Below are 24,134 nucleotides of genomic sequence, written 5' to 3'. Positions count from 1 at the left end.
GTGGCGATGACCGACCCGACTCGTGACCCGAACCACCGGTGGTACATCGACCGGCGGGACACCTCGCTCACCAGGGACGAGGTGCGGTTGGACGCCGAGCGGGGCGTCGACCGGGACATCGAGCAGGCCGGGTGGTTCCGCGAGCTGGTGCTGCGGTGGACCCGCGGCAGCGAGATCGACCAGCGGTTCAGCCAGCAGCTGGCCGCGCAGGCCAGCGACCTCGCCGCCGGGGTGGACATGCGCACGCCGCCCGCGATGCAGTGCACGAACTACCTGAGCTACCCGCACGCCCAGCTCAAGCCGATGGTGACCCAGGACGTCAGCCCCGAGGACGTCGGCGCGATGAGCGACCTGTACACCCAGGCGGGCAACGCGATGGTCAAGTTCCAGAACGACGTGGCCGCGGCGATCACCAGCAGCCAGACGCAGTGGGAGGGGCGGGCGGGCGACGCGGCGCGCAAGTTCATGGCCGACACGGGGAACTGGGTGGGCCGCGCCGGGCAGAGCGCGCAGTACGCGGGGACGCAGCTGGCGCTGCACTCGGCCGCGCTGGCCGAGGCGAAGAACTCCATGCCCGACGAGGTGCCGTTCGACTACGGCGCGGCCATGCAGGACCTGCGCACCACGACCGACCCGCTGTCCTTCGCCGCCAAGGCGATGGGCTACCAGCGGGACTACCAGGCCAGCCAGGCCGCGCACGAGGCCGCCGCCCGGGTCGTGGGGGCCTACGACAGCAGGCTGGGCGCAGCCGCGGTGATGCCTGCCTTCGCCGCGCCGCCGACGATGGCGGGTGACAGCGGGCAGGACGCGGTGCAGGAGTACGACGCCCGCACCGTCGACCAGCCGCGCGACACCGATGTCAGCGTCAAGGACCCCGGCCGGACCGAGCCGCGCTCCGACGCGGACACCCGGCAGCAGCAGCCCCGCGACACCTACACCCCGCCCACGCCACCCGACCGCCCCGACGGCGACCGCGGCGGCGACCCGACGGTGCCGCCCCCGCGCACCCCGAACCAGCCGCCGCCGATGCCCGGCGACAACGGCGCCACCACCCCCGGCGGGTACGACCCCGCCATCCCCGCCGCCCCGGGGCAAATCACCGGCCCGACCCCGACCACCGCGGGCCCGCACGCCGGTGCCGTCCCGGTCGGCGGGCTGCCGCCGATGGGCCTCGGCGGCGACGGCGTGCGCGGCGGCTTGGGCGGCAGGTCGGGCATCCCATCGGGCGGCGGCGCAGGCACCGGGGGCACGGGCAGGCCGCCGGGCGTGGGCTTCGGCGCGGGCGCCCTCGCCGCCGAGCAGGCCGCCGCCAGGGGCGTGGGCGCCGCGGCGGGCCGGGCGGGCGCGGGCATGGCGGGCATGGGCGCGCCGCCGCAGGCCCGCGGTCAGGGCGCCGAGGACGAGGAGCACGAGCGCCCGTCCTACCTGCTCGAACCCGACCCCGACGAGGTGTTCGGGGCGGGCGAGACCACCGCGCCCCCGGTGATCGGCGGCTGATGGCCAGATCGTTCACGCTCTCGCTGGCCGCGGTCGACGTGCTCGCCCAGCTGCTGGGCATCACCTGCAGGCACTACCCGTTCGAGATCCCCAGCGTCGGCCAGACCGCCGAGGACCGCACCCGCATCGCCAAGGCGGTGTTCGCCCACCTCGCCCAGCGCGGCCTGCTCGGCCCGGACGGCCTGGACCGCCGGGTCGAGCGCGCCCTGCGGCTGGCGGCGGACGCCAACGCGGGCATCGCCATCGCGGGCTCGCCCACCCCGGGCGCCCTCCTGCGCGCCCGCGCCGCGGCCCGCGGCGACTCGGGTGTCCTGGCCGTGCAGGACGGGCAGAGCGTGCGCTTCGACCTCGTGGGCGCCACGGGCCTGGCCAGGGCGATGGTGGCCCTGCTGCCCCCGGCCGCGGCCGGGCCGGGCCAGTCCGTGCACATCACCGCGCCCGCCCCCGAGCCCGAGCGCGAGGGCTTCGCCCGGCCGGTCCGCCCGCCGCGCACCGCGGCCCAGACCCACCTGCGCCTGGCGACGAGCATCCTCGAACGCCCGCGCACCGGCTTCGGGTTCTTCACCTTCAGCACCGGCGACACCCTCGGCTGGATCGACACCGACGCGGGCCGCTACCTGACCCTGGCCCGGCCGGACCGGGGCGCGACCTACGCCCCCGCCGACACCGCCCGGCTCACCCGCCAGCTCGACGAGCTGATCCAGTCCGCCCGCCTGCCCGCGACCACCCGTTAGCCGTCGGCGGCCCGCGGCCATCGGTCACAATGGGTGCGTGACCCCGCGACTGCCCGCCCTGCGGATCGGCCCCCACCCGGTCGACCCGGCGGTCGTGCTCGCCCCGATGGCGGGCATCACCAACGTCGCCTTCCGCACGCTGTGCCGGGAGTTCGGCAGCCCGACCTCGCTCTACGTCTGCGAGATGATCACCGCGCGGGCCATCGTCGAGCGCGACGCCAAGACCATGGAGATGATCACCTTCGGGCCCGACGAGGACCCGCGCTCCATGCAGCTCTACACCGTCGACCCGGCCACCACGGCCGAGGCGGTGCGGATCATCGTCGGCGAGGGCCTGGCCGACCACATCGACATGAACTTCGGCTGCCCGGTGCCCAAGGTGACGCGCAAGGGCGGCGGCGCGGCCCTGCCGTACAAGCGCGGGCTGTTCCGCAACATCGTCTCCGCCGCCGTGCGGGCCGCCGGCGACATCCCCGTGACGGTCAAGTTCCGCGTCGGCATCGACGCCGAGCACATCACCTATTTGGACGCGGGCCGCATCGCGGAGGGTGAGGGCGCGCGGGCGGTCGCGCTGCACGCCCGCACCGCCGCGCAGCGCTACTCCGGGGAGGCCGACTGGTCGCGGATCGCGCGGCTGAAGGAGGCCGTGACGAGCATCCCGGTGCTGGGCAACGGCGACATCTTCAGCGCGGCGGACGCGCTGAAGATGGTCGAGCAGACCGGCTGCGACGGCGTGGTCGTCGGCCGCGGGTGCCTGGGCAGGCCCTGGCTGTTCCGCGAGCTGCACGCTGCGTTCACCGGCAGGCCGATCCCCGACGGGCCGTCGCTGGGCGAGGTCGGCCGGATCCTCACCCGCCACGCCGAGCTGCTCGCCGACCACCTCGGCGAGGACAAGGGGCTGCGCGACCTGCGCAAGCACATGGCCTGGTACCTGCGCGGCTTCCCGATCGGGGCCACCCTGCGCCAGCGGTTCGCGCTGGTCAGCGGCCTGGCGGAGCTGGCAGAGCTGGTCGGCGAGCTGGACCCGGACGTGCCCTACCCGGCCGACGCCGACGGCCCGCGCGGGCGGCAGGGCTCGCCCGGCAAGGTCGTGCTGCCCGAGGGGTGGCTCGACGACCCCGAGGACACCGCGGTGCCCGTCGGGGCCGAGCTGATGCACTCCGGGGGCTGAGCGTGCGGCGATTGGCGGTGCTGGCCGCGGTGCTGGCCTGCGGGTGCTCCACGGCCATCGGCGGCGAGGCGGTGCCCGCGACGGGCGGGGACGCGGCAGGCGACCGCGTGCTGGCCTACTTCACCGCGCTCAACGCCGCGGGCGAGGACGGGCCGGGCGAGCAGGCCGACTTCCTGCGCCGCACCCAGCACCCCGACTTCACCGACCGGTTCTGCGACCTCGACGACCTGGTGGTCCGGATGACCCCGGTCGCGTCGACGCTGCGCCCGGATCCGGAGTGGAAGCCGGAGAAGTCCGTCGAGGTCCCCCGCGGGGAGGTCTACGTCATCGCCGTGACGGTGACGATCCGTCGGGACAGCACGACTCTTGGTGAGCAGATCGGCTCCCAGCGGGTAGTCCTCCTCGACGGCGAGGCATACGGCTTCTCGCCGTGTCCCGCCGAATGAGTGACACCCGAATGTCGCAGTGATCGGCTCACGGTTGGCGACACCGCGAAACCCCCGACGGTCGCGTATCCACCGGTAGGGGGAATTACCCCGCTCAAGCGTCCCGTCGGCTCAAGCGGACCTTCATTCCGGACGACACACTCGTAAGTAGGGAGGTGACCGCGGTGTCCGCACTGGGACGAGGAGTGGCCGAGCCGGAGCCCGACCAGCGCGCCTGGCGGGACCGCCGGGTCAGCGAGCCCACCGTGCCGCTGCGCAGGCCCGACCTGAGCGAGCCCGCGGACGCCGCCGACGCGCCCGTCGACACCGCCAACCTCGTCAGCCTGCACGAGTCGATCGCCACCCTGCTGGCCTCCCGCGGGCAGTACCGGCAGGCGTACCAGCACCTGCGCTCCGCGCTGGACCTGATGTCGGAGCTGACCGCGCCGCCGCCCATCCCCGAGCAGTTCCGCCGCGAGGTGGACCGGCTGCGCCGCGAGCACGCCGAGGCCCAGGAGCAGAGCATCCGCGACAGCCTCACCGCCAGCTACAACCGCCGCTACCTCGACCGCAGGCTCATCGAGGTGCTCGCCGAGAGCGGCGGCGCGGGCGGGCTGGCCGTCGCGCTGGTCGACCTCGACTGGTTCAAACAGGTCAACGACACCTTCGGCCATCTGGTCGGCGACCGCGTCCTGCAAAGGGTGGTCGAGCTGCTCCAGCAGGACCTGCCCGAGGGCGCGTTCTGCGCCCGCTACGGCGGCGAGGAGTTCGTGCTCGTGCTGCCCGATGTGGACGGTCCGACCGCGGTCGACCTTGCCGAGGCCGCAAGGGCGCGCGTGGAGAGCCACCCGTGGTCCACGCTGGTGCTCGGCCTGCGCGTGACGGTCAGCGTCGGCCTGGCGCACGCACCCGCCCCGGACGTGGTGGAGGACACACCGGCATCCGCGGAGCGGCAACTTCGGGAAGCCGACGGCCTGCTCTACACGGCCAAGCAATCCGGGCGCAACGCCGTCGCGTACCTCGCCGGTGGCAAGCCCCACCTGGCCGGACCGGCGGCGGGGCGGCGCGCCGTGGCCCCGCTCCGGGTGGCGGCACGCTGAGCACCATCCCCCGTGCGGGAGTCGCCCGATCGGGGTAATCCGGTCGGCGGTTCTGCGTACGGTCTGTGGCTAATAGCCGGGCGGTGGTCGTCAGGGATCGCGGTCATCCGTACTATCGCCTCCGCGACACTGACACGATCGGGTAAGCAACCGAGTGCGGCAACGCAACGTGTTGATAACCAACGTGCAACGCCAGCCACGGCCAGAGGGAAGGAGCCCGGGTGCCCGACGACTACGACGCCGACGGTGCCCCCTCCGGCCCAGGCGGCCGCCGCCGCGCCCCCGACGACCAGCCCCGCCGCAGACGCCGCTCCCTCGACGACGACGGCGGCGTGAGCGTCTCGGACCTCGTCGAACGCCATTCCGCCTCGCGCGCCGACCTGCCCGCCCCCGGCCGCCGCCGCGCCGACGAGTCCCGCCACGCCGCCCCCGAGGCCCCCCGCCCCAAGCGCGGCGGGGTGGAGGACCTCGGCGCCGCGATGCAGGGCCGCCGCGCCGCCGCCGAGCAGTCCGAGACCCCACCCGGCAAGCACGGCCGCAGGCGCGCCCCCGAGCAACCCCCCGGCCGCCCCCGCCGCGCCCGAGCCGAAGACCCCGCCTACCCCGACCCCGCCTACAGCGAAGCCCCGCCGGGCCACCGCGACGCCGTCGACCCCAGCTACCCGGATGCGCCCGCGGGCTACCGCGACGCGGAGTCGGGCTACCCGGCCACCGCCGCGCCCGCGGGTTATGGCGAGGGAGTGCCGGGCCACCGCGGTGCTACCGCGCCCGCTGGCTATGACGATGGGGCGCCCGGTCACCGGGGTACTGCTGCGCCCGCTGGCTACGACGACGGGGCGCCGGGCCACCGGGGTGCTGCCGCGCCTGCGGGTTACGACGACGAGGTGCCGGGTCGCCGAGGGGCCGCGCCTGAGGGCTACGAGGGTGGAGCGCCGGGTCGCCGAGGCGCTGCCGGGTCTACCGGTCGACGGGGTGCTGACTCCGGCTTCCGGGAGGCGCCCGCAGGGTTCCGCGACGGTGGAGCTGACTCGGGTTTCCGAGGGGCGCCCGCGGGGGCTGGAGCTGACCCGGATTTCCGGGACGCGCCCGCTGGGTTCGGCGACGCCGGAGTTGAGTCCGGGTACCGGGAGGCCGCGCCGCCCGCAGGCAGGCAGCAGCGCGATGGCGGGGTCGAGCAGCCCCGGGCGCGCCGCGCGCCCAAGCAGGCCGCCGAACCGGGTGGGCCGCAGCGCGCATCCATCCCCGCCGACGTCGTCCGCCAGGCCACGGGGGCGCACCGAATACCCGCTGACGCCGGACTCGACTTCGACCAGTTCGTCCCGGCCGAGCCGCCGCGCAGGCCCGGTCGGGCCCTGCCCGAGCCCACCCACCCCGGCGACCTCCCCGAGGACGACCGCCCCAGCAGGCACTACCCCCGCCCCGAGCCGTTCCCGCGCGACCACCACTCCGCTCCCGCCGCCGACGACCAGCACTTCCCGGTCGACCGCCCGGAACGCCCCCGCCCGGCCCCCCGCCCCACCGGCCGCCCCCCGCTCCCCGCCGCCGACGCGCCCTTCGACACCCCGCGCCGCCAGCCGACCGGCCAGCACCCGACCCCTCACTTAGACACGCCCGGCCCCCACCCAGCCACCCCCGACGCCCCACCCCGTCCCCCCTTCGCCGCCGACGAGCCCCACGCACCCCGCAGGCAGCCAACCGGCCAGTTCCCTGCCGAAGACGCGCCCGCAGGCCGACGGCAGCCGGTCGACCAGTACCCGGCAGCCGAGCCCCCCGCAGGCCGACGACAGCCCTCCGGCCCGTTCGCAGCCGATGATGCGCCCGCTGGCCGCAGGCAGCCGACTGGCCAGTTCCCGGCCGATGATGTGCCTGCGGGTCACAGGCAGCCGACTGGCCAGTTCCCGGATGACGATGCGCCCGCGGGTCACAGGCAGCCGATCGATCAGTACGCCGACGAGGCCCCTGCGGGCCGCAGGCAGCCAGCCAGCCAGCACGGGGGCGACGACGCGCCCCGTGGTCGTCGGCAGCCGACCGGTCAGTTCCCTGTCGATGACGTTCCCGCGGGCCGTAGGCAGCCCTCTGGTCCGTACGGCCCCGATGATGCGGACCGCAGCCACGGTTCTTACGGGGCGGATGACGCGCCCGCTGGCCGCAGGCAGGCCAGCGGTCAGTACCCCGTCGCGGGCGATGAGCCGAGTGGGCGTAGGCAGCCTGGCTACTCGATCGACGAGCCCGAGGACCCCGCCTTCCCCGACGCCCCCCGGCCCGCCCGTCGCCAGCCGAAGGCCAGGCCGCCGCAGGGTGACCCGGCCTTCGCCGAGGTGCCCCCGGGCCGCCGCCAGCCGACCGGTCCGCACCCCGTCGCCCCCGGTCGCCAGCCGACCGGCCAGTACCCGGTCGACCCGGCGCCCGGGGCCGAATCCGGCCGCTTCCCCGCCGAGCCGGGGCGCGGGCCGTCGATGCCGGGCGCGGAGTCCGGTCGCTTCCCCGTCGACGCCGACGCGCCGCGCAGGCGGCCGCCCACACCGCATCCGGTCGCACCCGCCGACCGCTTCCCGCTCGACACCCCCCAGCGCCCAGGCGGCCCGGACGGCCCACGTCCGGGCCCCGGCCGGCCCCAGCCGGAGCGCCACGACGCTGCCCGCCCCCAGCCCACCGGCGCCCTCCCCCACCCGGACGGCCGCCCCCGGCCCGGTGTCCCCCCGCAGCCCTCCGGCACCTTCCCCACGCCCGACGCCCCTCGTCCCGGCCGCCCCCAGCCGTCCGGTGCGTACGCAGACGGCCTCGACGACCCGCACCCGGCCCGTCCGACCGGCGCCTTCCCCGACGGTCCCGGCCGCCCGCAGCCGACCGGCGCCCTTCCCGTCCCGGATGCCCCGCGTCCCGGCCGGCTGTCGGGCGCCTTCGTGGACGGCCCGGACGGTCCCCGCCCCATGCCGGGTCAGCCCCAGCCGCCGCGCGCTTTTGCAGACGGCCCGGACGGTCCCCGCCCGGTGTCGGACCAGCCCCACCCGCCGGGCGCCTTTGCGGACGGCCCGGACGGTCCCCGTCCGATGCCGGGTCCGCCCCAGTCGCCGGGCGCCTTTGCGGACGGCCTGGACGGCCCGCTCCCGATGCCGGGCCAGCCCCACCCGTCGGGCGCCGTCGCAGACGGTCCTCGTCCGGTGCCGGGCCAGCCCCAGCCGACGGGTGCCTTCGCGGACGGGCCCGATGGTCCCCGCCCGAAGCCGGGACAGCAGCCGACCGGTGCCCTTCCCCTCCCGGACGGCCCCGACACCCCCCAGCGCGCAGGCCGTCCCCAGGCGACCGGCGCGTTCCCGGACGGCCGCAGGCCGCAGCCCACTGGCGCGCTCCCCTTCCCGGACGGCCCCGACGCCCCGCGTCACCCGGGCGCCGACGAGCCCGGTCGCCAGGCCGGGGCCGATGAGGCCGCCGACGGCGACATCGCCAACCGCCTCGACGGTGGCGGGAAGCCGCGCATCCCGCGTCAGCAGCCCGTCTCCCCGGGCAACCCCGAGGAGACCCAGAAGGTCGCCCTCACCCCGCCCCCCGGTGTCTCCCCGGCCGACGCCGTCGGCCTGACCACCGAGATGGAGCCGATCGGCGAGGCCACGCAGAAGCGCAGGCGGGTCGACCAGACGCTGGCGCGGTTCTCGAAGGTGCACGACGAGCTCAAGGCCGAGGAGCGGGCCAAGCGGGCCAAGCGCAGGCTGCCGTGGAACGCCGAGGACGACGAGCTCGAGGAGCAGCTCGAGGAGCTGGCCAAGCAGCCCGGCGAGGCGAGCGCGGACGCCGAGGAGAAGCCCAAGCCGAAGAAGCGCGGCCTGCTGGCCCGGGTGTTCGCGGGCACGACCGCGATCGCGGTGTTCACCGCGACCGGCGTGGGCTGGGGGTTCCTCAAGCACACCGGGGACAACATCGACAAGGTCCGCGCGCTGGACCCGGACTCCGCGGCCATCCAGGACGCCGAGGGGCAGCGCGGGGACGAGAACTTCCTGCTGATCGGCTCGGACTCGCGCGAGGGCGCCGAGGCCGAGGAGGGCGTCGGCGACGCCAACCAGGTGCCCGGCGCGCGGGCGGACACCACGATGATCGCCCACGTGCCCGCCGACCGCAGCCGGGTCGTGATCGTGTCCTTCCCGCGCGACCTGGAGATCGAGCGGCCCGACTGCGAGCGCTTCGACCCCAAGACCAACGAGTACACCGGCGAGAACGTCCCCGGTGTGCGGATCACCAAGCTGAACACCGCCTACCAGGTCGGCGGCCCGCTGTGCGCGACGAAGGTCGTGCAGGAGCTGTCCGGGCTGCGGATCACCCGCTTCATCGGCATCGACTTCCACGGCTTCAAGGAGATGGTCGACGCCGTAGACGGCGTGACCGTCTGCGTCGAGAAGCCGATGTACGACTCGTACATGAAGAAGTGGATCGTGCGGCAGGCGGGCAAGGCCGTCGAGCTGCGCGGCGACCAGGCGCTGGACTTCGTCCGCGCCCGGCACCTGACCACCGACGGGACCTCCGACTACGGGCGGATCAAGCGCCAGCAGCGGTTCCTGTCCTCGCTGCTGCGCAAGTCCATGTCCGGGCAGGTGCTGCTCGACCCGGGCAAGCTGACCGCCTTCACCCAGGCGTTCACCAACGCCACCTTCGGCGACAACATCACCGTCGAGTCGCTGATCTCCCTCGGCCAGTCCCTGCAGGGCCTGGAGGCCGGGCGGGTCACCTTCCTGACCGTCCCCACCGTCGGCATCTCCAACGAGCGCGGCAACGAGGAGCTGCGCGTGGAGGACAACGCGGCGCTGTTCCGGGCGATCGTCAACAACCAGCCGCTGCCCGGCGAGGCCCCCGCACAGGAGGCCGACGACGAGCAGCGCGCGCTGCCGCAGTCCTCCCCGCTGCGCGCCCGCCAGCAGCAGGTCGACCCGAAGACGCTGAAGATCCAGGTGCTCAACGGCGGCAACACCAGGGGCGGGATCGCGCGCGACACCGGCGCGAAGCTGGCCGAGCACGGCTACCAGGTCGTCATGGTCAGCGCGGCGCCGAAGGTGCCGCACACCGTCATCTACTACGGGACGGGCAACGAGGCCGCGGCGCGCACGCTGGCCTCGTCGATCCCCGGCGTGCACCTGAAGGCCGACCCGTCGGTGGGCAAGTCGCTGGTGCTGGTCGTGGGCCCGGAGTACGACGGCGAGGTGGTCGCGCCCGGCACCGCGAAGGTCACCGAGCCGGAGCCGGAGAAGCTGCCCGGGGACCTCTCGGCGATCAACGCGGGCGACGTCACCTGTGCATGATGCTCGTTTCGGGTTCACCCGTCGTTCACTCGCCGATGGGTGAGTTCGCCCGACTTGCGTCTAGGCTTTGCGCATGCGCGAGGCTTACCAGAACGAACTAGGACAGCTGGCCGACCGACTCGCCGCGATGTGCGCGATGGTGGGCGATGCGATGGAACTGGCCACTCGCGCCCTGCTGGAGACCGACCTGCAGCTGGCCGAACAGGTGATCAGCGGCGACGAGAAGATCGACGACGCGCGCTCGGCCTGCGAGGAGCACGCCTACTCGCTGCTGGCGCTGCAGGCCCCGGTTGCGACCGACTTGCGCACGGTGCTGGCCGCCATCCACGCCGCGGAGAGCCTGGAGCGGATGGGCGACCTGGCGCTGCACGTGGCCAAGGCGGCCCGCCGCAGGCACCCCAACCCGGTGCTGCCCGACGGCGTGCGCGACAGCTTCGCCGAGATGGGCCGCATCGCCGTCAGCCTGGCCCGCGGCACCGAGGCGGTGATCCGCAGCCAGGACGTCGCCGCCGCCCGCGCCCTCGACGACGCCGACGACGAGATGGACGACCTGCACCGTGGGCTGTTCTCGGTCATCATGGCCAAGGACTGGCCGCACGGCGTCGCCGCGGCCGTCGACGTGACCCTGCTGGGCCGCTTCTACGAGCGCTACGCCGACCACGCCGTCTCGGTCGCCAAGCGCGTCGTCTTCGTCGTCACCGGCCGCATGCCCGGCGCATCGGACGACCTGGAGCCCTGACAGCGCAACGAAGAGGCGGAGCGGGGCAGCTGCCCCGCTCCGCCTCTTCGTTTGCCTGCTACCAGTCCGACAGGCCGGAGGGGTCGTCGGCGGCGGGGGCGTCCTCGGACGTGGCGTCCATCGGCACGAGGTCGGAGAACCAGTCCTCCAGCGCCGGGCCCGCGTCGGGCTCCGCGGGGTCGGAGTCGGCGTCGGTGGCATCGGAGTCGGACTCGGGGCCGGGCCCGGAGTCGGACTCGGTGGGCTCGGACTCGGGGGTGTCGCCTGCGTCGTCGGCGGGTTTGAGGTCGTCGTACCAGTCGGAGAGGGAGGGGCCGGTCGAGGAGTCCTCGGCGCCGGTGTCGTCCTGCGCGGGCTCGTCGGTCGGATCCGGCGTCTCGGTGGGGGAGTTGGGGCCCTCGGTCGGCTCGTCCGGGGTCGCGGGCGGGGGCTGGTTCTCGTACCCGCTCTCCGGGTTGTCCATCGTCTGGGTGGGCTCCTCGGGCTGGGGGGCCTGGCCCTTGGCGTTCCACGTGCCCTCGCCGGTCGGGTCGTGGTAGGCGGACTCGGGGGTGCCGTCGTCGTTGAGGTCGAGGAGGGCGGTGTCGGCGACGCCGTCGCCGTCGGAGTCCCACATGGCGTCGTCGTAGCGGCCGTCGCCGTCGAAGTCGAGGGCGATCGCGTCGGCCGTGCCGTCGCCGTCGACGTCCAGGTTGGTCTGTCCGTGGTGGACGTTCGGGTCGCCTTCGCCGGTGCCGAAGTGGTACTGGATGTCCGCCATTGGTGCCCCCTGAAGTCGGTGTCCGACGGGTAGACGCGGGGCGAGCACGCCCGGTTCCGCCAGCGTATTACGGTCAACCCCGTGGATGACGCCGCGGTCGCGCGAATGACGGCGGGCAGGGCGGCCGCCCTGCTCACGGCCCTGCGCGCGGGCGGCCCGCCGGGCCTGGGCGCCCGCGGCGACGCCGAGGCCAACGCCGCGATCCTGGGCATGCTGGCCGACCTGCGCCCCGCAGATGCCGTGCTCTCCGAGGAATCCGCCGACGACCGCGCCCGCACGCGGGCCGACCGGGTCTGGATCGTCGACCCGCTCGACGGCACCCGCGAGTACGCCGCGGGCCTGCCGGAGTGGGCCGTGCACGTCGCGCTCTGGCAGCGCGGGGCCGGGATCACCGCCGCGGCCGTCGCCCTCCCCGACCGCATCCACACCGCTGGCGAGCCCGCGATCCGGCCCACCCGCACGGATCTGCGGATCGCGGTCAGCGCCCACCGCCCGCCGGACGGCATCGCCGCCGTGGCGGGCGAACTCGGCGCGCAGCTGGTGCCGATGGGCTCGGCGGGGGTGAAGGCGATGGCCGTGCTGCGCGGCGACGCCGACGCCTACCTGCACGCGGGCGGCCAGTGGGAGTGGGACTCCGCGGCGCCGGTCGGCGTCGCGGTGGCCGCGGGGCTGCACGCCTCCCGCGTCGACGGCTCGCCGCTGCGCTACAACCAGCCCCACCCGTACCTGCCCGACCTGCTGGTCTGCCGCCCGGAGCTGGCCGAGCCGCTGCTCACGGCCTGGGCTCGGCGAGCAGGCTGAGCAGGGTCAGCCGGGGCGCGTCGGCGTACTCGTCGGCCGTCCCCGCGGCCCGCGCCCAGGTGAGCGTGCGGGCGACGATCCCCAACCGGCGGGCCAGCACCAGTTCCCGCCGCAGCCGGTCGGCGGGGCCGAAGTCGGCGAACTCGGCCAGGTACCGCTCACCTGCCGCCGCGGCGGCCGCCTCGCCGAGCGCCTGCCCGATCACGTCGAGCGGGAGCATCGCGGCGGCGAACGGGTGGGCCACCACGCTGTCGCCCCAGTCGTAGAACCGGGGGCCGGACAGCACGTTCTGCGGGTGCAGGTCGTTGTGGTCCAGCGACGCGGGCAACGCGGACGCGGCCAATTCGCAGGCCCAGTCGGCGACCAGCCGCGCCGCCGTGCCGTCGGCGAACTCGGCTGGCAGGTCACCGCCCACCACCGCGACCGCCTCGGCCAACCGGTCGGGCAGGACCGCGGGGCGCATGTCGGCGACCCCGGCGGACAGCATCCGGTCGACGTGCGGCATGAGCCGCCGCTGCAACCGCGCGTACGCGACCAAGGCGGAACCGAGGCCCGAGACGTCCCCCAGCGGCGGCCCGCCGTCGGGCAGCAGCACCCAGCCGCGCGCGGGATCGGCCGCCAGCGGCTCCAGCACCCACTCCGGCGCGACCTCGCGCAGCAGCAGGTAGAGCCCCGCCTCGAACGCCGTGCGCTCCCCGGAAGCCTTCAGCCACACCCGCCCCGCGCTCGTCGGCGCGGTCAGCACCGTCGCCCACGGCCGCACCCGCGGCTGCTCGACCTCCCCCACCCGCACGGCTCCGCGACGGGCGAGCGCCTCGTCCATCCACGCCACGGCTTGCGCCCGCCAGCCGCGGTCCGTCCAGTCGATCACCGGCACCCCCAGTCGTCGCCGGCACGTTACGCGAGGTCCCGCCCCAGGGGCCGCGGTTTCCGTTGCTAGTCTGCGACCGCCCGTGCGCGTCCGCCGAGGAGCAAACCGATGAGTTGGTGGCAGTTGGTCCCAGCGCTGCTGTTGACCGCGGCCATCGTCTTCCTGCCCGGTTACCTGATCGTGCGCTGCTGGGCCGTCACCGGCCTGGTGGCCGTCGGCACGGCCGCGCCGGTCTCGATCAGCCTGGTCGCCGTCAGCGCCGTCGCCGCCCCCTTCCTCGGCCTGCGCTGGAACGTCCTGCACGTCGTCGTCCCCGCGGTCCTCATCGCCGCCATCGGCCTCATCCTGCGCAAGGCCACCCCGAGGGCCCTGGGCATCCAGGGCCGCATCCGCCGCTCCCCGCGCTCCCGCTGGACCCTGCTGGCCCACCTCGGCGCCCTGCTCATCCCCGCCGCCCTCCTCACCCGCGGCCTGACCAGGATGATCGGCGGGCCGGAGAACTTCTCCCAGACCTACGACAACGTCTTCCACCTCAACGCCATCCGCTACATCCTCGACTCCGGGTCGGGCTCATCGCTGACCCTGGGCGGGATGTACAGCGGCGGCGCGCGGCCGTCGCCCTACCCGGCCGCGTGGCACGACCTGGTCGCCCTGGTGGCGCAGACCTCCGGGGTGTCGATCCCCGCGGCGATCAACGCCGTGACCGTCGTCGTCGGCGCGGTGGTCTGGCCGATCTCGGCGATCTTCCTGGCCACCCGAGTCACCGGGACCCGGCCGGTGCCGGTGCTGTTCGCGGGCGCGCTGTCGGCGGTGTTCGGCGCGTTCCCGTACCTGATGGTCGACTTCGGGGTGCTGTACCCGTACTTCCTGTCGCTGGCCCTGCTGCCGGTCGCGCTCGGCCTGGTGGCGATGGCGACCGGCGTCGGCGAGCGCAACGGCACGCCGCGCTGGCTGGCCAGCCTGCTCTTCCTCGCGGTCACCCCCGGCATCGCGATGGCCCACCCGAGCACCTTCCTGACCCTGCTGCTGTTCGTGCTGCCGATCTTCGTGGTGGCGGTGGTCCGGTACCGGCGGATCCTCGCCGGGCGCGCGGGCGCGGGCCGCTACTGGGCCCTGGTGGCGCTGCTGGTCGGCTACCTGCTCGCCGGGCTGGCGGTGTGGGTGCGGGTGCGCCCGACCCCGGAAGCCTCGTCGTGGCAACCGATCCAGACGATCCCGCAGGCCATCGGGCAGGTGCTGACCGGCGGGCTGATGAACGGCGGCCCGTCGTGGATCGCCTTCGTCCTGACGCTGGTCGCCGTCGGCCTGGTGATGCGCAGGCAGTTCAGCCAGTGGGTGCTCGGGGTGTACCTGATCGCTGCCGGGCTGTTCGTCGTGGTCTCCGCGGTGCGGCATCCCCGGTTGCGCGACTTCATCACCGGGGTTTGGTACAACGACTCCTTCCGGCTGGCCGCGCTGGTGCCGCTGATCGCCGTCGTGGTGTGCACGATCTCGGCCACCTGGCTGTTCCTGCGCACCCGCGACGCGCTGACCGAGCGCCACCCCCGCCTGGCGAGCCTGAAGTTCACCCGGGAGTCCACGCCCGCGGCGGCCGCCGTCGCGTTCGTGGTCGCCGCCGTGGTGGGCGTGGTCGGCCAGTACAGCTCCGTCAACTACACCGTGGCCTTCGGCGCGCCCGACTACCAGCCCGAGGGCGAGGCCCCCCTGCTCAGCGACGACGAGCGCGCCCTGCTGAGCAGGCTCGACGAGCACGTCCCCGCGGACGCGAAGATCATCGGCAACCCGTGGACCGGCACCGCGCTGTCGTATGCGTTCAGCGGCAGGCGGACCCTCACCCCGCACCTGGCCGAGAACAGCATCCCGCCGCAGGCGCGCGAGCTGATGGACGGCCTGGGCCGCCTGGGCTCCGACCCGGGCGTGTGCGACCTGGTGCGCGAGACCGACGCCTACTACGTCCTGGACTTCGACGGCCGGGTCTTCTGGGACTGGCCCACGGTCTTCCCCGGCCTCCTGACCGTCGCGTCGAACCCCGGCCTCACCGAGGTCGACCGGCAGGGCGGGGCCGTGCTGTACCGGATCACCGCCTGCGACGGGCAGGGCTGAGGGCGGGCGGGCGCGCCGATAGGATCCCCGCCATGCGAGTCCTGAGCGTCGTCGGCGCGCGTCCGCAGTTCGTCAAGCTCGCCCCCATCGCGCGGGCGATGGCGGGCCAGGCGGAGCACCTCATCGCCCACACCGGGCAGCACTACGACCACAACATGAGCGACGCCTTCTTCGCCGACCTCGGCATCCCGCACCCGGACTTCAACCTCGGCGTCGGCTCGGGCAAGCACGGCGAGCAGACCGGCGCGATGCTGGCGGGCCTGGAGAAGATCATCGAGGACACCGCGCCCGACTGGGTGCTGGTCTACGGCGACACCAACTCCACCCTCGCCGCCGCCGTGGCCGCGGTGAAGCTGCACGTGCGGGTCGCGCACCTGGAGGCCGGGCTGCGCTCGTTCAACCGGCGGATGCCCGAGGAGCACAACCGCGTGCTCACCGACCACGCCGCGGACCTGCTGCTCGCGCCCACCCAGGTCGCCATGGACCACCTGGCCACCGAGGGGCTCGCCGAGCGCAGCGTGCTCGTCGGCGACGTGATGACCGACGTGCTCTACCAGGTCCGCGACCAGGTCGACGGCGCCCCGCTGGAGCTGTCGGCCCCGGTCGAGCGCGGCGGCTACTACGTGGCGACCATCCACCGCCCGGACAACACCGACGACCCCGCCCGGCTGCGCGCGATCATCGACGGCATCGCCAAGGTCGGCAAGCCGGTCGTGCTGCTGGCGCACCCGCGCCTGCGCGCCCTGGCCGAGCGGCACGGCATCGAGCTGGCCGCCGGGTCGATCACCGTCTCCGCGCCGGTCGGCTACCCGCAGCTGGTCAACGCGGTGGCCAACAGCGCGGGCGTCATCACCGACTCCGGCGGCCTGCAGAAGGAGGCGTTCCTGCTGCGCGTGCCGTGCACGACGCTGCGGCCGGAGACCGAGTGGGTGGAGACCGTCGAGCTGGGCTGGAACGTCCTGGTCGACGCCGACTTCGACGCGCTGGCCGGGATCGTGGAGCGCGCGCGCCCCGCCGACACCGACGCCGCCCCCTACGGCACCGGGAACGCCGCCGACAACGCGGTCCGCGCGCTGCTGGAGCGCTAGGCCAGGTCCTCGGCGACCCACGCGGCGGCGACCCGCCCCGTGGTCGCCAGGGAGGCGTTCGCGCCCACCCAGCCCACCAGGTGGCCGGGGTCGAACGGGTGGCCGTCCAGCAGGGCGATCATCTGCTCGGCCACGGCCTGCGGGTCGTAGTCGGCGACCAGGCCCAGCCGGTTGTCCCGGATCAGCTCCGCGCTGGCGCCGACGCCCGCGAACAGCATCGGCGTCCCGCAGGCCGCTGCCGCGTAGATCTTGGTCGGCTTGGCGAAGTCGTAGCCCTGGCCGGGCACGATGCTGGCCAGGGCGCCCGCGGCCCCGCTGATCCAGCGCGCGGCCTCGGCGGGTGGCACCACGCCGCCGAAGTGCACGCTGCCGGGGGCCAGCTCGGCCGCCAGCGCGCGCAGCGCCTTCTCCGCCGTGCCCTGCCCGAAGAACCGCAGCTTCGCGTCGGGGTGCTTGGCCAGCACCAGCGGCATGGCGCGGACGAAGACATCCGAGCCCTGCCACTCCGACATCGTTCCGGTGTAGACGAAGTACTTCTCCTCGGTGGCGACCTCGACCGGCCGGAACGTCGCGGTGTCGATGCCGTTGGGCACCACCCGGACCCGGTCGGCGGGCACCCCGAGCTCGCGCACCCGCTCGGCCACCCCGTCGGACACCGCGATCACCCCGCGGGCGCGGCGCAGCGCGAACCGCTCCAGCGTCCGCATGAACCCGGCGACCGCCTTGTGTGCGCCGATGGCGACCAGCGCGTCCGACCAGATGTCGGCGGCGTAGTAGTAGTAGGGCTTGCGCTTGAGCAGGCAGGCCAGCGCGGTGACAACCCCGGTGGTCGGCGGCGGCTCGCAGACCACCACGTCCGCGGAGGCCAGCAGCAGGCGCACGGCCAGCGGGCCGTCGAAGCTGGCGTACTGGACGTACCCGCGGACGTTGCCGCCGGAGTCGCGCAGCACCGGCCAGCGCCGCACGTCGTAGTCGGTGAAGCGCTGCGGCGCCGCCGTCTTCGGCGGTGTCGTCGTCAGGATGGTGACCTGGTGGCCCGCGGCGGCGAACCCGTCGGCGAGCGCCTTGAGGCGGAACGCCGCCGCCGCGACCTCGGGGGCGAAGAGGCGGGTGGCCAGGACGACCTTCATGCCTGCTACACCGACGCCGCGGTCGACAGGAACTTCTCGGCCGTCCGCAGGGTGTTCAGCCCCTCCTGCAGCGTCACGATGTCCTGCGACTTGCCGAGCACCGCATCCCGGAACTTCTCGTGCTCGGTGCGCAGGGGCTCGCGCTTCTGGATGGCGTAGCGGGTCATGTCGCCCTCGGAGACGCCGCGGAAGTTGGCCACGGAGTCCCACTCGGTGGTGACCACGCCGTTGGCGTAGAAGGTGAGGTCGGCGGTGAGGGTGTCGGCGACGAACGCGCCCTTCTCCCCCGTCACCACGGTCAGCCGCTCCTTCATCGGGGACAGCCAGTTGACCAGGTGGTTGGTGATCGTGCCGTTGGCCAGGCGCCCGGTCGCGGCCACCATGTCCTCGTGCGCGCGCCCGGAGCGCAGCGCGACCTGGGCGCTGACGTGGGTGTACTCCGACTGCGCCAGCCACGCGGTCAGGTCGATGTCGTGGGTGGCGAGGTCCTTGACCACGCCGACGTCGGCGATGCGGGCCGGGAACGGGCCCTGGCGGCGGGTGGCGATCTGGTAGACCTCGCCGAGGTCGCCGTTGGCGATCCGCTCGCGCAGCGACTGCAGCGCCGGGTTGTAGCGCTCGATGTGCCCGACCGCGCCGATGACCCCGTTGGCGGCGAACGCCTCGACCAGCTTGGTGCCCGCCTCGACGCTGTGCGCGATCGGCTTCTCGATCAGCGTGTGCACCCCGGCCTCGGCCAGCGCCAGGCCGACCTCCTCGTGCATGCCGGTCGGCACGGCGCAGACGGCCATGTCGATGCCCGCGTCGATCAGCTCGGCGACGCCCTGCAGCACCGGCAGGCCCTGCGCGACGCCGTGCGGGTCGCCGTGGGCGTCGGCCACGGCCACCAGCGACAGCCCGTCCACCTCGCGCACCACGCGGGCGTGGTGGCGGCCCATCATGCCCAGGCCGATCAGGCCCACTCGCAGCTCAGCCATGCTCACGCACCCGCCTTCGCCAGGGTGTTCACCGCGGTCACGATGCGCTCGCGGTCCTCGTCGTCCAGGGACGGGTGCACCGGCAGCGACACCACCGCGGCCGCCGCCTTCTCGGTGTTCGGCAGGTCCTCGGTCCGGTTGAACGAGGGCAGCCGGTGGTTGGGGATCGGGTAGTAGACGCCCGAGCCGATCTGGTGCTCGTCCTTGAGCGCCTTGACGAAGCCGTCGCGGTCCTCGGGCACCGTGATCGTGTACTGGTGGTAGACGTGCACCGCGCCCTCGGCGACCGCGGGCACCCCGACGCCGGTGAGGTGGCGGTCGAAGTAGGCGGCGTTGGCCTGCCGGGCCTGCGTCCACCCGCCGACCTTGGTCAGCTGGACGCGGCCGATGGCGGCGTGCAGGTTGGTCATCCGGGCGTTGAAGCCGACGATCTCGTTCTCGTACTGGCGCTCCATGCCCTGGTTGCGCAGCAGCCGCAGGGTCCGCTCGACACCGGCGTCGCCGGTGGAGACCATGCCGCCCTCGCCGGAGGTCATGTTCTTCGTCGGGTAGAGGCTGAACATCGCAAAGGTGCCGAACGTGCCGACGCGCTGCCCGCCCAGGCTCGCCCCGTGCGCCTGCGCGGCGTCCTCGTACAGCGCGATGCCGTGCTTCTCGGCGATCGCGGCCAGCGCGGGCATGTTCGCCGGGTGCCCGTAGAGGTGCACCGGCATGATCCCCTTGGTCCGCTCGGTCACCAGGGACTCGACGTGCTCGGGGGACAGGCAGTAGTGGTCCAGCTCGATGTCGGCGAACACCGGCGTGGCGCCGGTCAGCGCGACCGAGTTGGCGGTGGCGGCGAAGGTGAACGACGGCACGATCACCTCGTCGCCGGGGCCGACGCCCGCGGCCAGCAGGCCCAGGTGCAGGCCCGCGGTGCCGGAGTTCACCGCGACGGCCGCCCGGCCGTCCAGCAGGACCTGGCTGAACTCCTGCTCGAACGCCGCGACCTCGGCGCCCTGGGCGAGCATGCCGGAGCGCAGCACCGCGTCGACCGCCGCCCGCTCCTCGTCGCCGATGATCGGCCTGGCCGCGGGGATGAAGTCCTTGCTCACGTCTCGCCTCGATGCGGGGTCGGGGACCGGTCGCCCCACCTTAGAACCCAGCCCGTCCCGCGCCCTGCCGGGGTCGCGGGTGGTCGGCGGACCGCCGTTACACTGCCCGACCATGGCGAACGACGCGAATCGCGCCCGCATCCTCTGCATCTCCTTCTCGGACATCACCAGCGACTCGCGGGTGCTTCGCCAGCTGGACGTGCTCGCCGAGCTCGGCGCGGTCACCACGGTCGGGTTCGGCGACAAGCCCGCCGCCGCCACCGAGCACCTGGCCGTCGACGCCGACCTGCCCTCGCTCCCGCAGACGCCGATGGGCGTGGCGATGCTCGCGCTGCACCGGTTCGACGCCGTGGAATTCCAGGCCCCCGCGGTGAAGGCGGCCCGCGAGCTGCTGCGGGGCCGCCGCTTCGACGTCGTCGTGGCCAACGAGGCCCGGGCGATGGCGCTGGGCCACGAGGTCGCCCAGGGCGCGCCGGTCGTGGCCGACATGCACGAGTGGGCGCCGGAGGAGCGGTCGCACGTCCGGTCGTGGCGGCTGCTGGTCAAGCCGTTCATGACCCACCAGTGCGCCAAGTACCTGTCGAAGATGACCGCGGTGACCACGGTCAACGACTCCATCGCCGAGCTGTACCGGCAGCGGTTCGGGGTGCGGCCGCAGATCGTGCGCAACGCCGCGGCCTACCGGGAGCTGTCGCCGACGCCCGTCGCCGACGACCGGATCCGGCTGGTGCACAGCGGCGGCGCGGTCCCCGGCCGCAACCTGGAGGCGCTGATCGAGGCCGTGCGCGGGCTCGACGACACCTACACCCTCGACCTCTACCTGGTCCCCGGCCGCGACGGCGGCAAGTACCTCGGCCAGCTGCGCGCCCTCATCGGCGGCGACCCGCGCATCACGCTGCACCCGCCGGTCCCCTCGACCGAGGTGCCCAGCACGCTCAACCAGTACGACGTGGGCATCTACAGCCTGCCCCCGCTCACCCCGAACCACCTCTACATGCTGCCGAACAAGATCTTCGACTTCGTGCAGGCCCGCATCGCGGTGGTGTTCGGCTCCGCCCCCGAGACCGACCGCCTGATCACCGAGCACGAGCTGGGCGCCATCGCCCCCGACGCCTCGGCGCAGGCCATGCGGGAGACCCTCGCCGCGCTCGACCCCGAGCAGGTCCGCCGGTACAAGCAGAACGTCCACACCGCCGCCAAGGTGCTCAACTCCGCCGAGGACGCCGCCACCCTGCGCACCATCGTCGGCGACCTGCTCGCGAGGACCGCGTGACCGGGCCCTCCGTCCTGCACGTCAACGACGCCGCGTTCACCGCGCGGCGGCTGATCGCGGAGGCGGGCAGGCGCGGGGAGGACTGGCACTTCCTGCCCAAGGCCGCGCCCACCCAGGAGTGGCGGGGCGTCGGTGGCCAGGTCCGGCGGGCGGCCATCGGCGCGGCGTGGGTGGCCCGGCTGCGCCTGCTGGCCCGCCGCCACGACATCGTCCACGTGCACTCGGCGTCCACGCTGGCGCACTCCCGGCTCGGCGCGCCCCGCTACCTCGTGCACTGCCACGGCACCGACGTCCGCACCGCGCAGTACGGCCCGCGCGGGGCAGGCATCCGGGCGGGGCTGGTGGAGGCCGAAGCCGTCTTCTACTCCACGCCCGATCTAGCCGAGCACGTCCTCCCGCACCGCGCGGACGCGGTCTACCTGCCGGTGCCCATCGACGTCGACGCCGTGCCCGAGTGGGAGCCCGCGGGACCGCCCCGCGTCGTGTTCGCCTCGCGCTGGGGCCCGGACAAGGGCGGGCAGGCGCAGCTGGACCTCGCCGCGGACCTCGTCGCCGCGCTGCGCGGGCGCGCGGAGGTGGTCGGCCTGGACTGGGGGCCGCAGGCCGCCGACGCCGCCGCCCGCGGCGTGACCATGGTGCCGCGCGGGGACCACGCCGACTACCTGCGGATGCTGGCGGGCGCGCGCGTCGTGGTCGGCCAGTCGGCGGGCATCCTCGCCGCCAGCGAGCTGGAGGCGCTGGCCGCGGGCGCGCCGGTCGTCCTCTCGATCCCGCTGCCGCTGTACGCCGACGCGCCGCCCCCGGTGCTCGGCGGCAGCCCCGCCGACGCGCTGGCCGCGGTCACCGCGCTGCTCGACGGCAGCCAGCGGCACGACCCCGCAGCCGCGCGGGAGTGGCTGCGGGCCCACCACGGCATCGGGGGTGCGGTCGACACGGTCAGCGGGGTCTACCGGGACGTGCTGGCGGCGCGTCGGTGAGCGCGCTGGCCCGGATGCTCCGGCCGGTCCGGCTCGACGACCCGGTCCGCACCTCCGTGGCCCGCGGCAGCGTCTTCAGCACTGCGGGGCTGTTCGCCCAGGGCGTGCTGCGGTTCGTCACCGCGGTCCTGGTCGGGCACATCGCGGGCCAGTCCGACCTCGGCATCTTCGGCGCGGCCATCGCGACGGCGACGATCCTGTCGCTGTTCTGGCCGACCACGACCGGCGCGGCGGCGTCGAAGTTCCTCGCGCAGGCCCGGGGCGCCCAGGACACCGCGCAGCTGCGCGGAGTCGCCGCGCACCTGCGGTCCCGCGCGCTGACCACGGCCGTGCTGCTGGGCCTGCTGAGCCTGCCGAGCTGGGTCCTGGTCGTCGGCGGCACCTGGACCGGCGCGCTCAGCGTCGGCGCGCTGACCATCGCCTACTCCGGCTACGCCTTCACCCGCGGGGTCCAGTTCGGCGCCGGGCAGGTGCCGCGGGCGACGATGTGGGATGTCGCCAGCGTGGTCGTCGGGCTGGTCGGGCTGGTCGCGCTGCTGTTCGCGGGGGTCCGCGGCCCGGCGCTGGTGCTGCCGCTGGTGTTCGCCTACGGCCTCTACACCCTGGCCGGGTGGCCCTACGCCGGCGGCGGCCCGCTTCCGAAGGACCGTCGCCGGGAGCTGGACCGGTTCGTCGCGCTGGGCGCGGTGGGCACGCTGGCCAGCACCGGGTTCCTGCAGTTCTCCCAGATCGCGGCGGTGCTCGTCGGCGGGCCGGAGCAGGGCGGCATCTACGCATCGGCGCTCGGCCTGGCCACCCCCGCGTCCATGCTCGCCGCGTCGCTGAGCCTGGTCCTGCTGCCGTCGATGGCCGAGGCGTGGGGCCGCGGGGACAAGGCCGCCTTCCACGCCCAGACCGACCAGGCCACCCGGTCGCTCGCCGTGGTCATGGTGGCGATCTTCGGGGCGATCATCATCGGCAGCAGGCTGCTGGTCGAGGTCGTCTGGCGCCCGGAGTACGCCCCCGCGCGCGACATCCTGCCGGTCCTCGTGCTGGCCGTGCTCGCCACGAACCTCGCCGTCGGCAGCGTCAACTCCCTGACCACGCGGTCGCAACGCGGGATGCGGGTCACCATGCTGGCCAGCGTCGTCGGCATGGTGGTCGGCGCGCTGGTCTGGCTGGTGATCGCGTCCCGCATGGGGATCATGGGGGTGGCGGTCGGCTACCTCTGCGGCACGACGGTGGTCGGCGCGATCCCGGTGATCACCGCATGGCGGGTCGGGGGCCACCGGTGGGGCGCGGTGTTCGGCAAGGTGGCCGTCGCGCTGGTCGTGCTCGGCGCGCTGGCCGTCCTGCAGCGCGTCGCCGACCTGCCGGTGCTGCTGGACCCGGTGCTCGCCGTCGGCTTCCTCGCGGGCTGGTGGGCGCTGAACCGGCGGACGTTCGCCACCTTGCGCCCGCGCCGCTCAGCGAAGCCGGTAGAGGAAGAAGGATGAGATCAGCCGGACGTCCGCGGGCGGGTCGACCCGCTGCTCGAGCACCCAGTCCGGACGGGCGTCGGAGATCCACTTCTTGAAGTCGCGGTGCCGCTCGGTCGGGCCGAGCTCGCCGCCGTCGCGGTCGTTGCAGCAGATGACGACGTAGCGCTCGGCGCTGTCGAAGAGGCGGAACATGTAGTCCTCGAAGACCTCGTCCTCCACCAGGTGGAAGATCACTTCGAGGGAGATCGCCAGGTCGGCGCGCAGCCAGCCCGCCGGGTCGGCGAGGGTGATCGGGTCGTAGCGCAGGAAGCTCTTGGTGGGGTCGTCGGCGAAGCGGTCGATGCAGAGCTTGATCGCGGTGGCCGAGCGGTCAAGGCCGAGGTAGCGGGGGTACTTGGCCAGGCTGAGCTGGTTGCCGTCGCCGCAGCCGAGGTCGATGACCGAGGTGATGCCGAGTTCGGCGACCCAGCGGTTGACGATGTCGGCCTTCCACTGCGCCTGCCTGCCGTAGGAGCCCGAGCCGGACGTGCCGCCCTTGGCGTAGCGCTCCTCCCAGTAGTCGGCGCTGCCCTTGAACATGCGCTGCCGCAGGCGCAGCGCGGGTTCGGTCTGGGCGACCTTGCCCACCATCGATCGGATTTTCACGCCG

19 protein-coding genes are annotated in these 24,134 nt (G+C 74.3%); 13 read left to right on the top strand and 6 right to left on the bottom strand.

The genetic code is table 11. The features are described 5' to 3' along the window. Nucleotides 1-6: 6 nt before the first annotated feature. From ACWEPX_RS07795 to phoU, 7 genes are all read left to right on the top strand, one after another. Complete coding sequence (locus ACWEPX_RS07795; protein WP_451896315.1) at nt 7-1,497, top strand: hypothetical protein; 1,491 nt, start codon at nt 7-9, stop codon at nt 1,495-1,497. Beyond that, nucleotides 1,497-2,231, top strand: a complete 735-nt coding sequence (locus ACWEPX_RS07790; RefSeq protein WP_451896314.1) for an ESX secretion-associated protein EspG — start codon at nt 1,497-1,499, stop codon at nt 2,229-2,231. The genes ACWEPX_RS07795 and ACWEPX_RS07790 overlap by 1 nt, the downstream gene beginning before the upstream one ends. Before the next feature lie 37 nt (nt 2,232-2,268). Then, a complete protein-coding gene (gene dusB, locus ACWEPX_RS07785; RefSeq protein ID WP_451896313.1) occupies nt 2,269-3,402 on the top strand; it encodes a tRNA dihydrouridine synthase DusB in 1,134 nt (377 codons plus the stop codon). 2 nt (nt 3,403-3,404) lie between these two features. Next, nucleotides 3,405-3,848 carry a hypothetical protein gene (locus ACWEPX_RS07780; RefSeq protein WP_451896312.1) on the top strand — a complete coding sequence of 148 codons (444 nt, stop codon included), beginning with the start codon at nt 3,405-3,407 and terminating at the stop codon, nt 3,846-3,848. Between the two features lie 155 nt (nt 3,849-4,003). Next, a complete protein-coding gene (locus ACWEPX_RS07775) occupies nt 4,004-4,927 on the top strand; it encodes a GGDEF domain-containing protein (protein ID WP_451896311.1) in 924 nt (307 codons plus the stop codon). A gap of 221 nt (nt 4,928-5,148) precedes the next feature. Further along, nucleotides 5,149-10,212 carry an LCP family glycopolymer transferase gene (locus tag ACWEPX_RS07770; RefSeq protein ID WP_451896310.1) on the top strand — a complete coding sequence of 1,688 codons (5,064 nt, stop codon included), beginning with the start codon at nt 5,149-5,151 and terminating at the stop codon, nt 10,210-10,212. Between the two features lie 73 nt (nt 10,213-10,285). After that, on the top strand, nt 10,286-10,951 hold the full coding sequence (gene phoU, locus ACWEPX_RS07765; RefSeq protein WP_451896309.1) for a phosphate signaling complex protein PhoU: 666 nt from the start codon (nt 10,286-10,288) through the stop codon (nt 10,949-10,951). A 58-nt stretch (nt 10,952-11,009) separates the two neighbouring features. Here the strand turns inward: phoU and ACWEPX_RS07760 are convergent, their stop codons facing one another. Beyond that, nucleotides 11,010-11,711: a hypothetical protein gene (locus tag ACWEPX_RS07760; protein ID WP_451896308.1), complete on the bottom strand. Its 702-nt coding sequence runs from the start codon at nt 11,709-11,711 to the stop codon at nt 11,010-11,012. Between the two features lie 81 nt (nt 11,712-11,792). Here ACWEPX_RS07760 and ACWEPX_RS07755 point away from each other — a divergent pair, with 81 nt between their 5' ends. Next, on the top strand, nt 11,793-12,512 hold the full coding sequence (locus tag ACWEPX_RS07755; protein WP_451896307.1) for an inositol monophosphatase family protein: 720 nt from the start codon (nt 11,793-11,795) through the stop codon (nt 12,510-12,512). Here ACWEPX_RS07755 and ACWEPX_RS07750 read toward each other — a convergent pair. Beyond that, nucleotides 12,484-13,383, bottom strand: a complete 900-nt coding sequence (locus ACWEPX_RS07750) for a phosphotransferase (protein ID WP_451896306.1) — start codon at nt 13,381-13,383, stop codon at nt 12,484-12,486. The genes ACWEPX_RS07755 and ACWEPX_RS07750 overlap by 29 nt on opposite strands. Nucleotides 13,384-13,491: 108 nt before the next feature. On the opposite strand from ACWEPX_RS07750, the gene ACWEPX_RS07745 reads away from it, so the two are divergent. Together ACWEPX_RS07745 and wecB are read left to right on the top strand one after the other, a co-directional pair. Beyond that, nucleotides 13,492-15,486, top strand: coding sequence for a DUF6541 family protein (locus ACWEPX_RS07745; RefSeq protein WP_451896305.1), 1,995 nt, complete (start codon nt 13,492-13,494; stop codon nt 15,484-15,486). Between the two features lie 32 nt (nt 15,487-15,518). Continuing rightward, on the top strand, nt 15,519-16,574 hold the full coding sequence (gene wecB / locus ACWEPX_RS07740; RefSeq protein ID WP_451896304.1) for a non-hydrolyzing UDP-N-acetylglucosamine 2-epimerase: 1,056 nt from the start codon (nt 15,519-15,521) through the stop codon (nt 16,572-16,574). Here wecB and ACWEPX_RS07735 read toward each other — a convergent pair. From ACWEPX_RS07735 to ACWEPX_RS07725, 3 genes are read right to left on the bottom strand one after another with little or no spacing between them, the layout of a single operon-like run. Then, the gene (locus ACWEPX_RS07735) at nt 16,571-17,704 is read right to left on the bottom strand and encodes a glycosyltransferase family 4 protein (RefSeq protein WP_451896303.1); all 1,134 of its coding nucleotides are present in this window, start codon (nt 17,702-17,704) and stop codon (nt 16,571-16,573) included. The genes wecB and ACWEPX_RS07735 overlap by 4 nt on opposite strands. A 5-nt stretch (nt 17,705-17,709) precedes the next feature. After that, a complete protein-coding gene (locus ACWEPX_RS07730; protein ID WP_451896302.1) occupies nt 17,710-18,681 on the bottom strand; it encodes a Gfo/Idh/MocA family protein in 972 nt (323 codons plus the stop codon). 2 nt (nt 18,682-18,683) lie between these two features. Then, a complete protein-coding gene (locus ACWEPX_RS07725) occupies nt 18,684-19,775 on the bottom strand; it encodes a DegT/DnrJ/EryC1/StrS family aminotransferase (protein WP_451896301.1) in 1,092 nt (363 codons plus the stop codon). A gap of 112 nt (nt 19,776-19,887) precedes the next feature. On the opposite strand from ACWEPX_RS07725, the gene ACWEPX_RS07720 reads away from it, so the two are divergent. The 3 genes from ACWEPX_RS07720 to ACWEPX_RS07710 are packed head-to-tail and all read left to right on the top strand — an operon-like array spanning nt 19,888 to nt 23,500. Further along, a complete protein-coding gene (locus ACWEPX_RS07720) occupies nt 19,888-21,048 on the top strand; it encodes a glycosyltransferase (RefSeq protein ID WP_451896300.1) in 1,161 nt (386 codons plus the stop codon). Further along, nucleotides 21,045-22,025, top strand: coding sequence for a hypothetical protein (locus ACWEPX_RS07715; protein WP_451896299.1), 981 nt, complete (start codon nt 21,045-21,047; stop codon nt 22,023-22,025). Before ACWEPX_RS07720 ends, ACWEPX_RS07715 begins: the two co-directional genes overlap by 4 nt. Further along, nucleotides 22,022-23,500 (top strand): lipopolysaccharide biosynthesis protein, encoded by a 1,479-nt coding sequence (locus tag ACWEPX_RS07710; protein WP_451896298.1) that lies wholly within the window; start codon nt 22,022-22,024, stop codon nt 23,498-23,500. Before ACWEPX_RS07715 ends, ACWEPX_RS07710 begins: the two co-directional genes overlap by 4 nt. Here the strand turns inward: ACWEPX_RS07710 and ACWEPX_RS07705 are convergent. Further along, entirely contained in the window at nt 23,471-24,130 is a 660-nt protein-coding gene (locus ACWEPX_RS07705) for a hypothetical protein (RefSeq protein ID WP_451896297.1), read from the bottom strand. The genes ACWEPX_RS07710 and ACWEPX_RS07705 overlap by 30 nt on opposite strands. Between the last annotated feature and the right edge of the window lie 4 nt (nt 24,131-24,134).

Source organism: Actinokineospora sp. NPDC004072, from assembly GCF_053604195.1.
The sequence above is the reverse complement of the archived record's forward strand: the minus strand, read 5'-3'. Positions and strand labels throughout refer to the sequence as shown.

Excerpts from the sequence above, each read along its gene's own strand:
- ACWEPX_RS07745 (WP_451896305.1), top strand. The coding sequence starts at position 13,492 with ATGAGTTGGTGGCAGTTGGTCCCAGCGCTGCTGTTGACCGCGGCCATC.
- ACWEPX_RS07720 (WP_451896300.1), top strand. The coding sequence starts at position 19,888 with ATGGCGAACGACGCGAATCGCGCCCGCATCCTCTGCATCTCCTTCTCG.
- phoU (WP_451896309.1), top strand. The coding sequence starts at position 10,286 with ATGCGCGAGGCTTACCAGAACGAACTAGGACAGCTGGCCGACCGACTC.
- wecB (WP_451896304.1), top strand. The coding sequence starts at position 15,519 with ATGCGAGTCCTGAGCGTCGTCGGCGCGCGTCCGCAGTTCGTCAAGCTC.
- ACWEPX_RS07730 (WP_451896302.1), bottom strand. The coding sequence starts at position 18,681 with ATGGCTGAGCTGCGAGTGGGCCTGATCGGCCTGGGCATGATGGGCCGC.
- ACWEPX_RS07735 (WP_451896303.1), bottom strand. The coding sequence starts at position 17,704 with ATGAAGGTCGTCCTGGCCACCCGCCTCTTCGCCCCCGAGGTCGCGGCG.
- ACWEPX_RS07760 (WP_451896308.1), bottom strand. The coding sequence starts at position 11,711 with ATGGCGGACATCCAGTACCACTTCGGCACCGGCGAAGGCGACCCGAAC.
- ACWEPX_RS07795 (WP_451896315.1), top strand. The coding sequence starts at position 7 with ATGACCGACCCGACTCGTGACCCGAACCACCGGTGGTACATCGACCGG.
- ACWEPX_RS07790 (WP_451896314.1), top strand. The coding sequence starts at position 1,497 with ATGGCCAGATCGTTCACGCTCTCGCTGGCCGCGGTCGACGTGCTCGCC.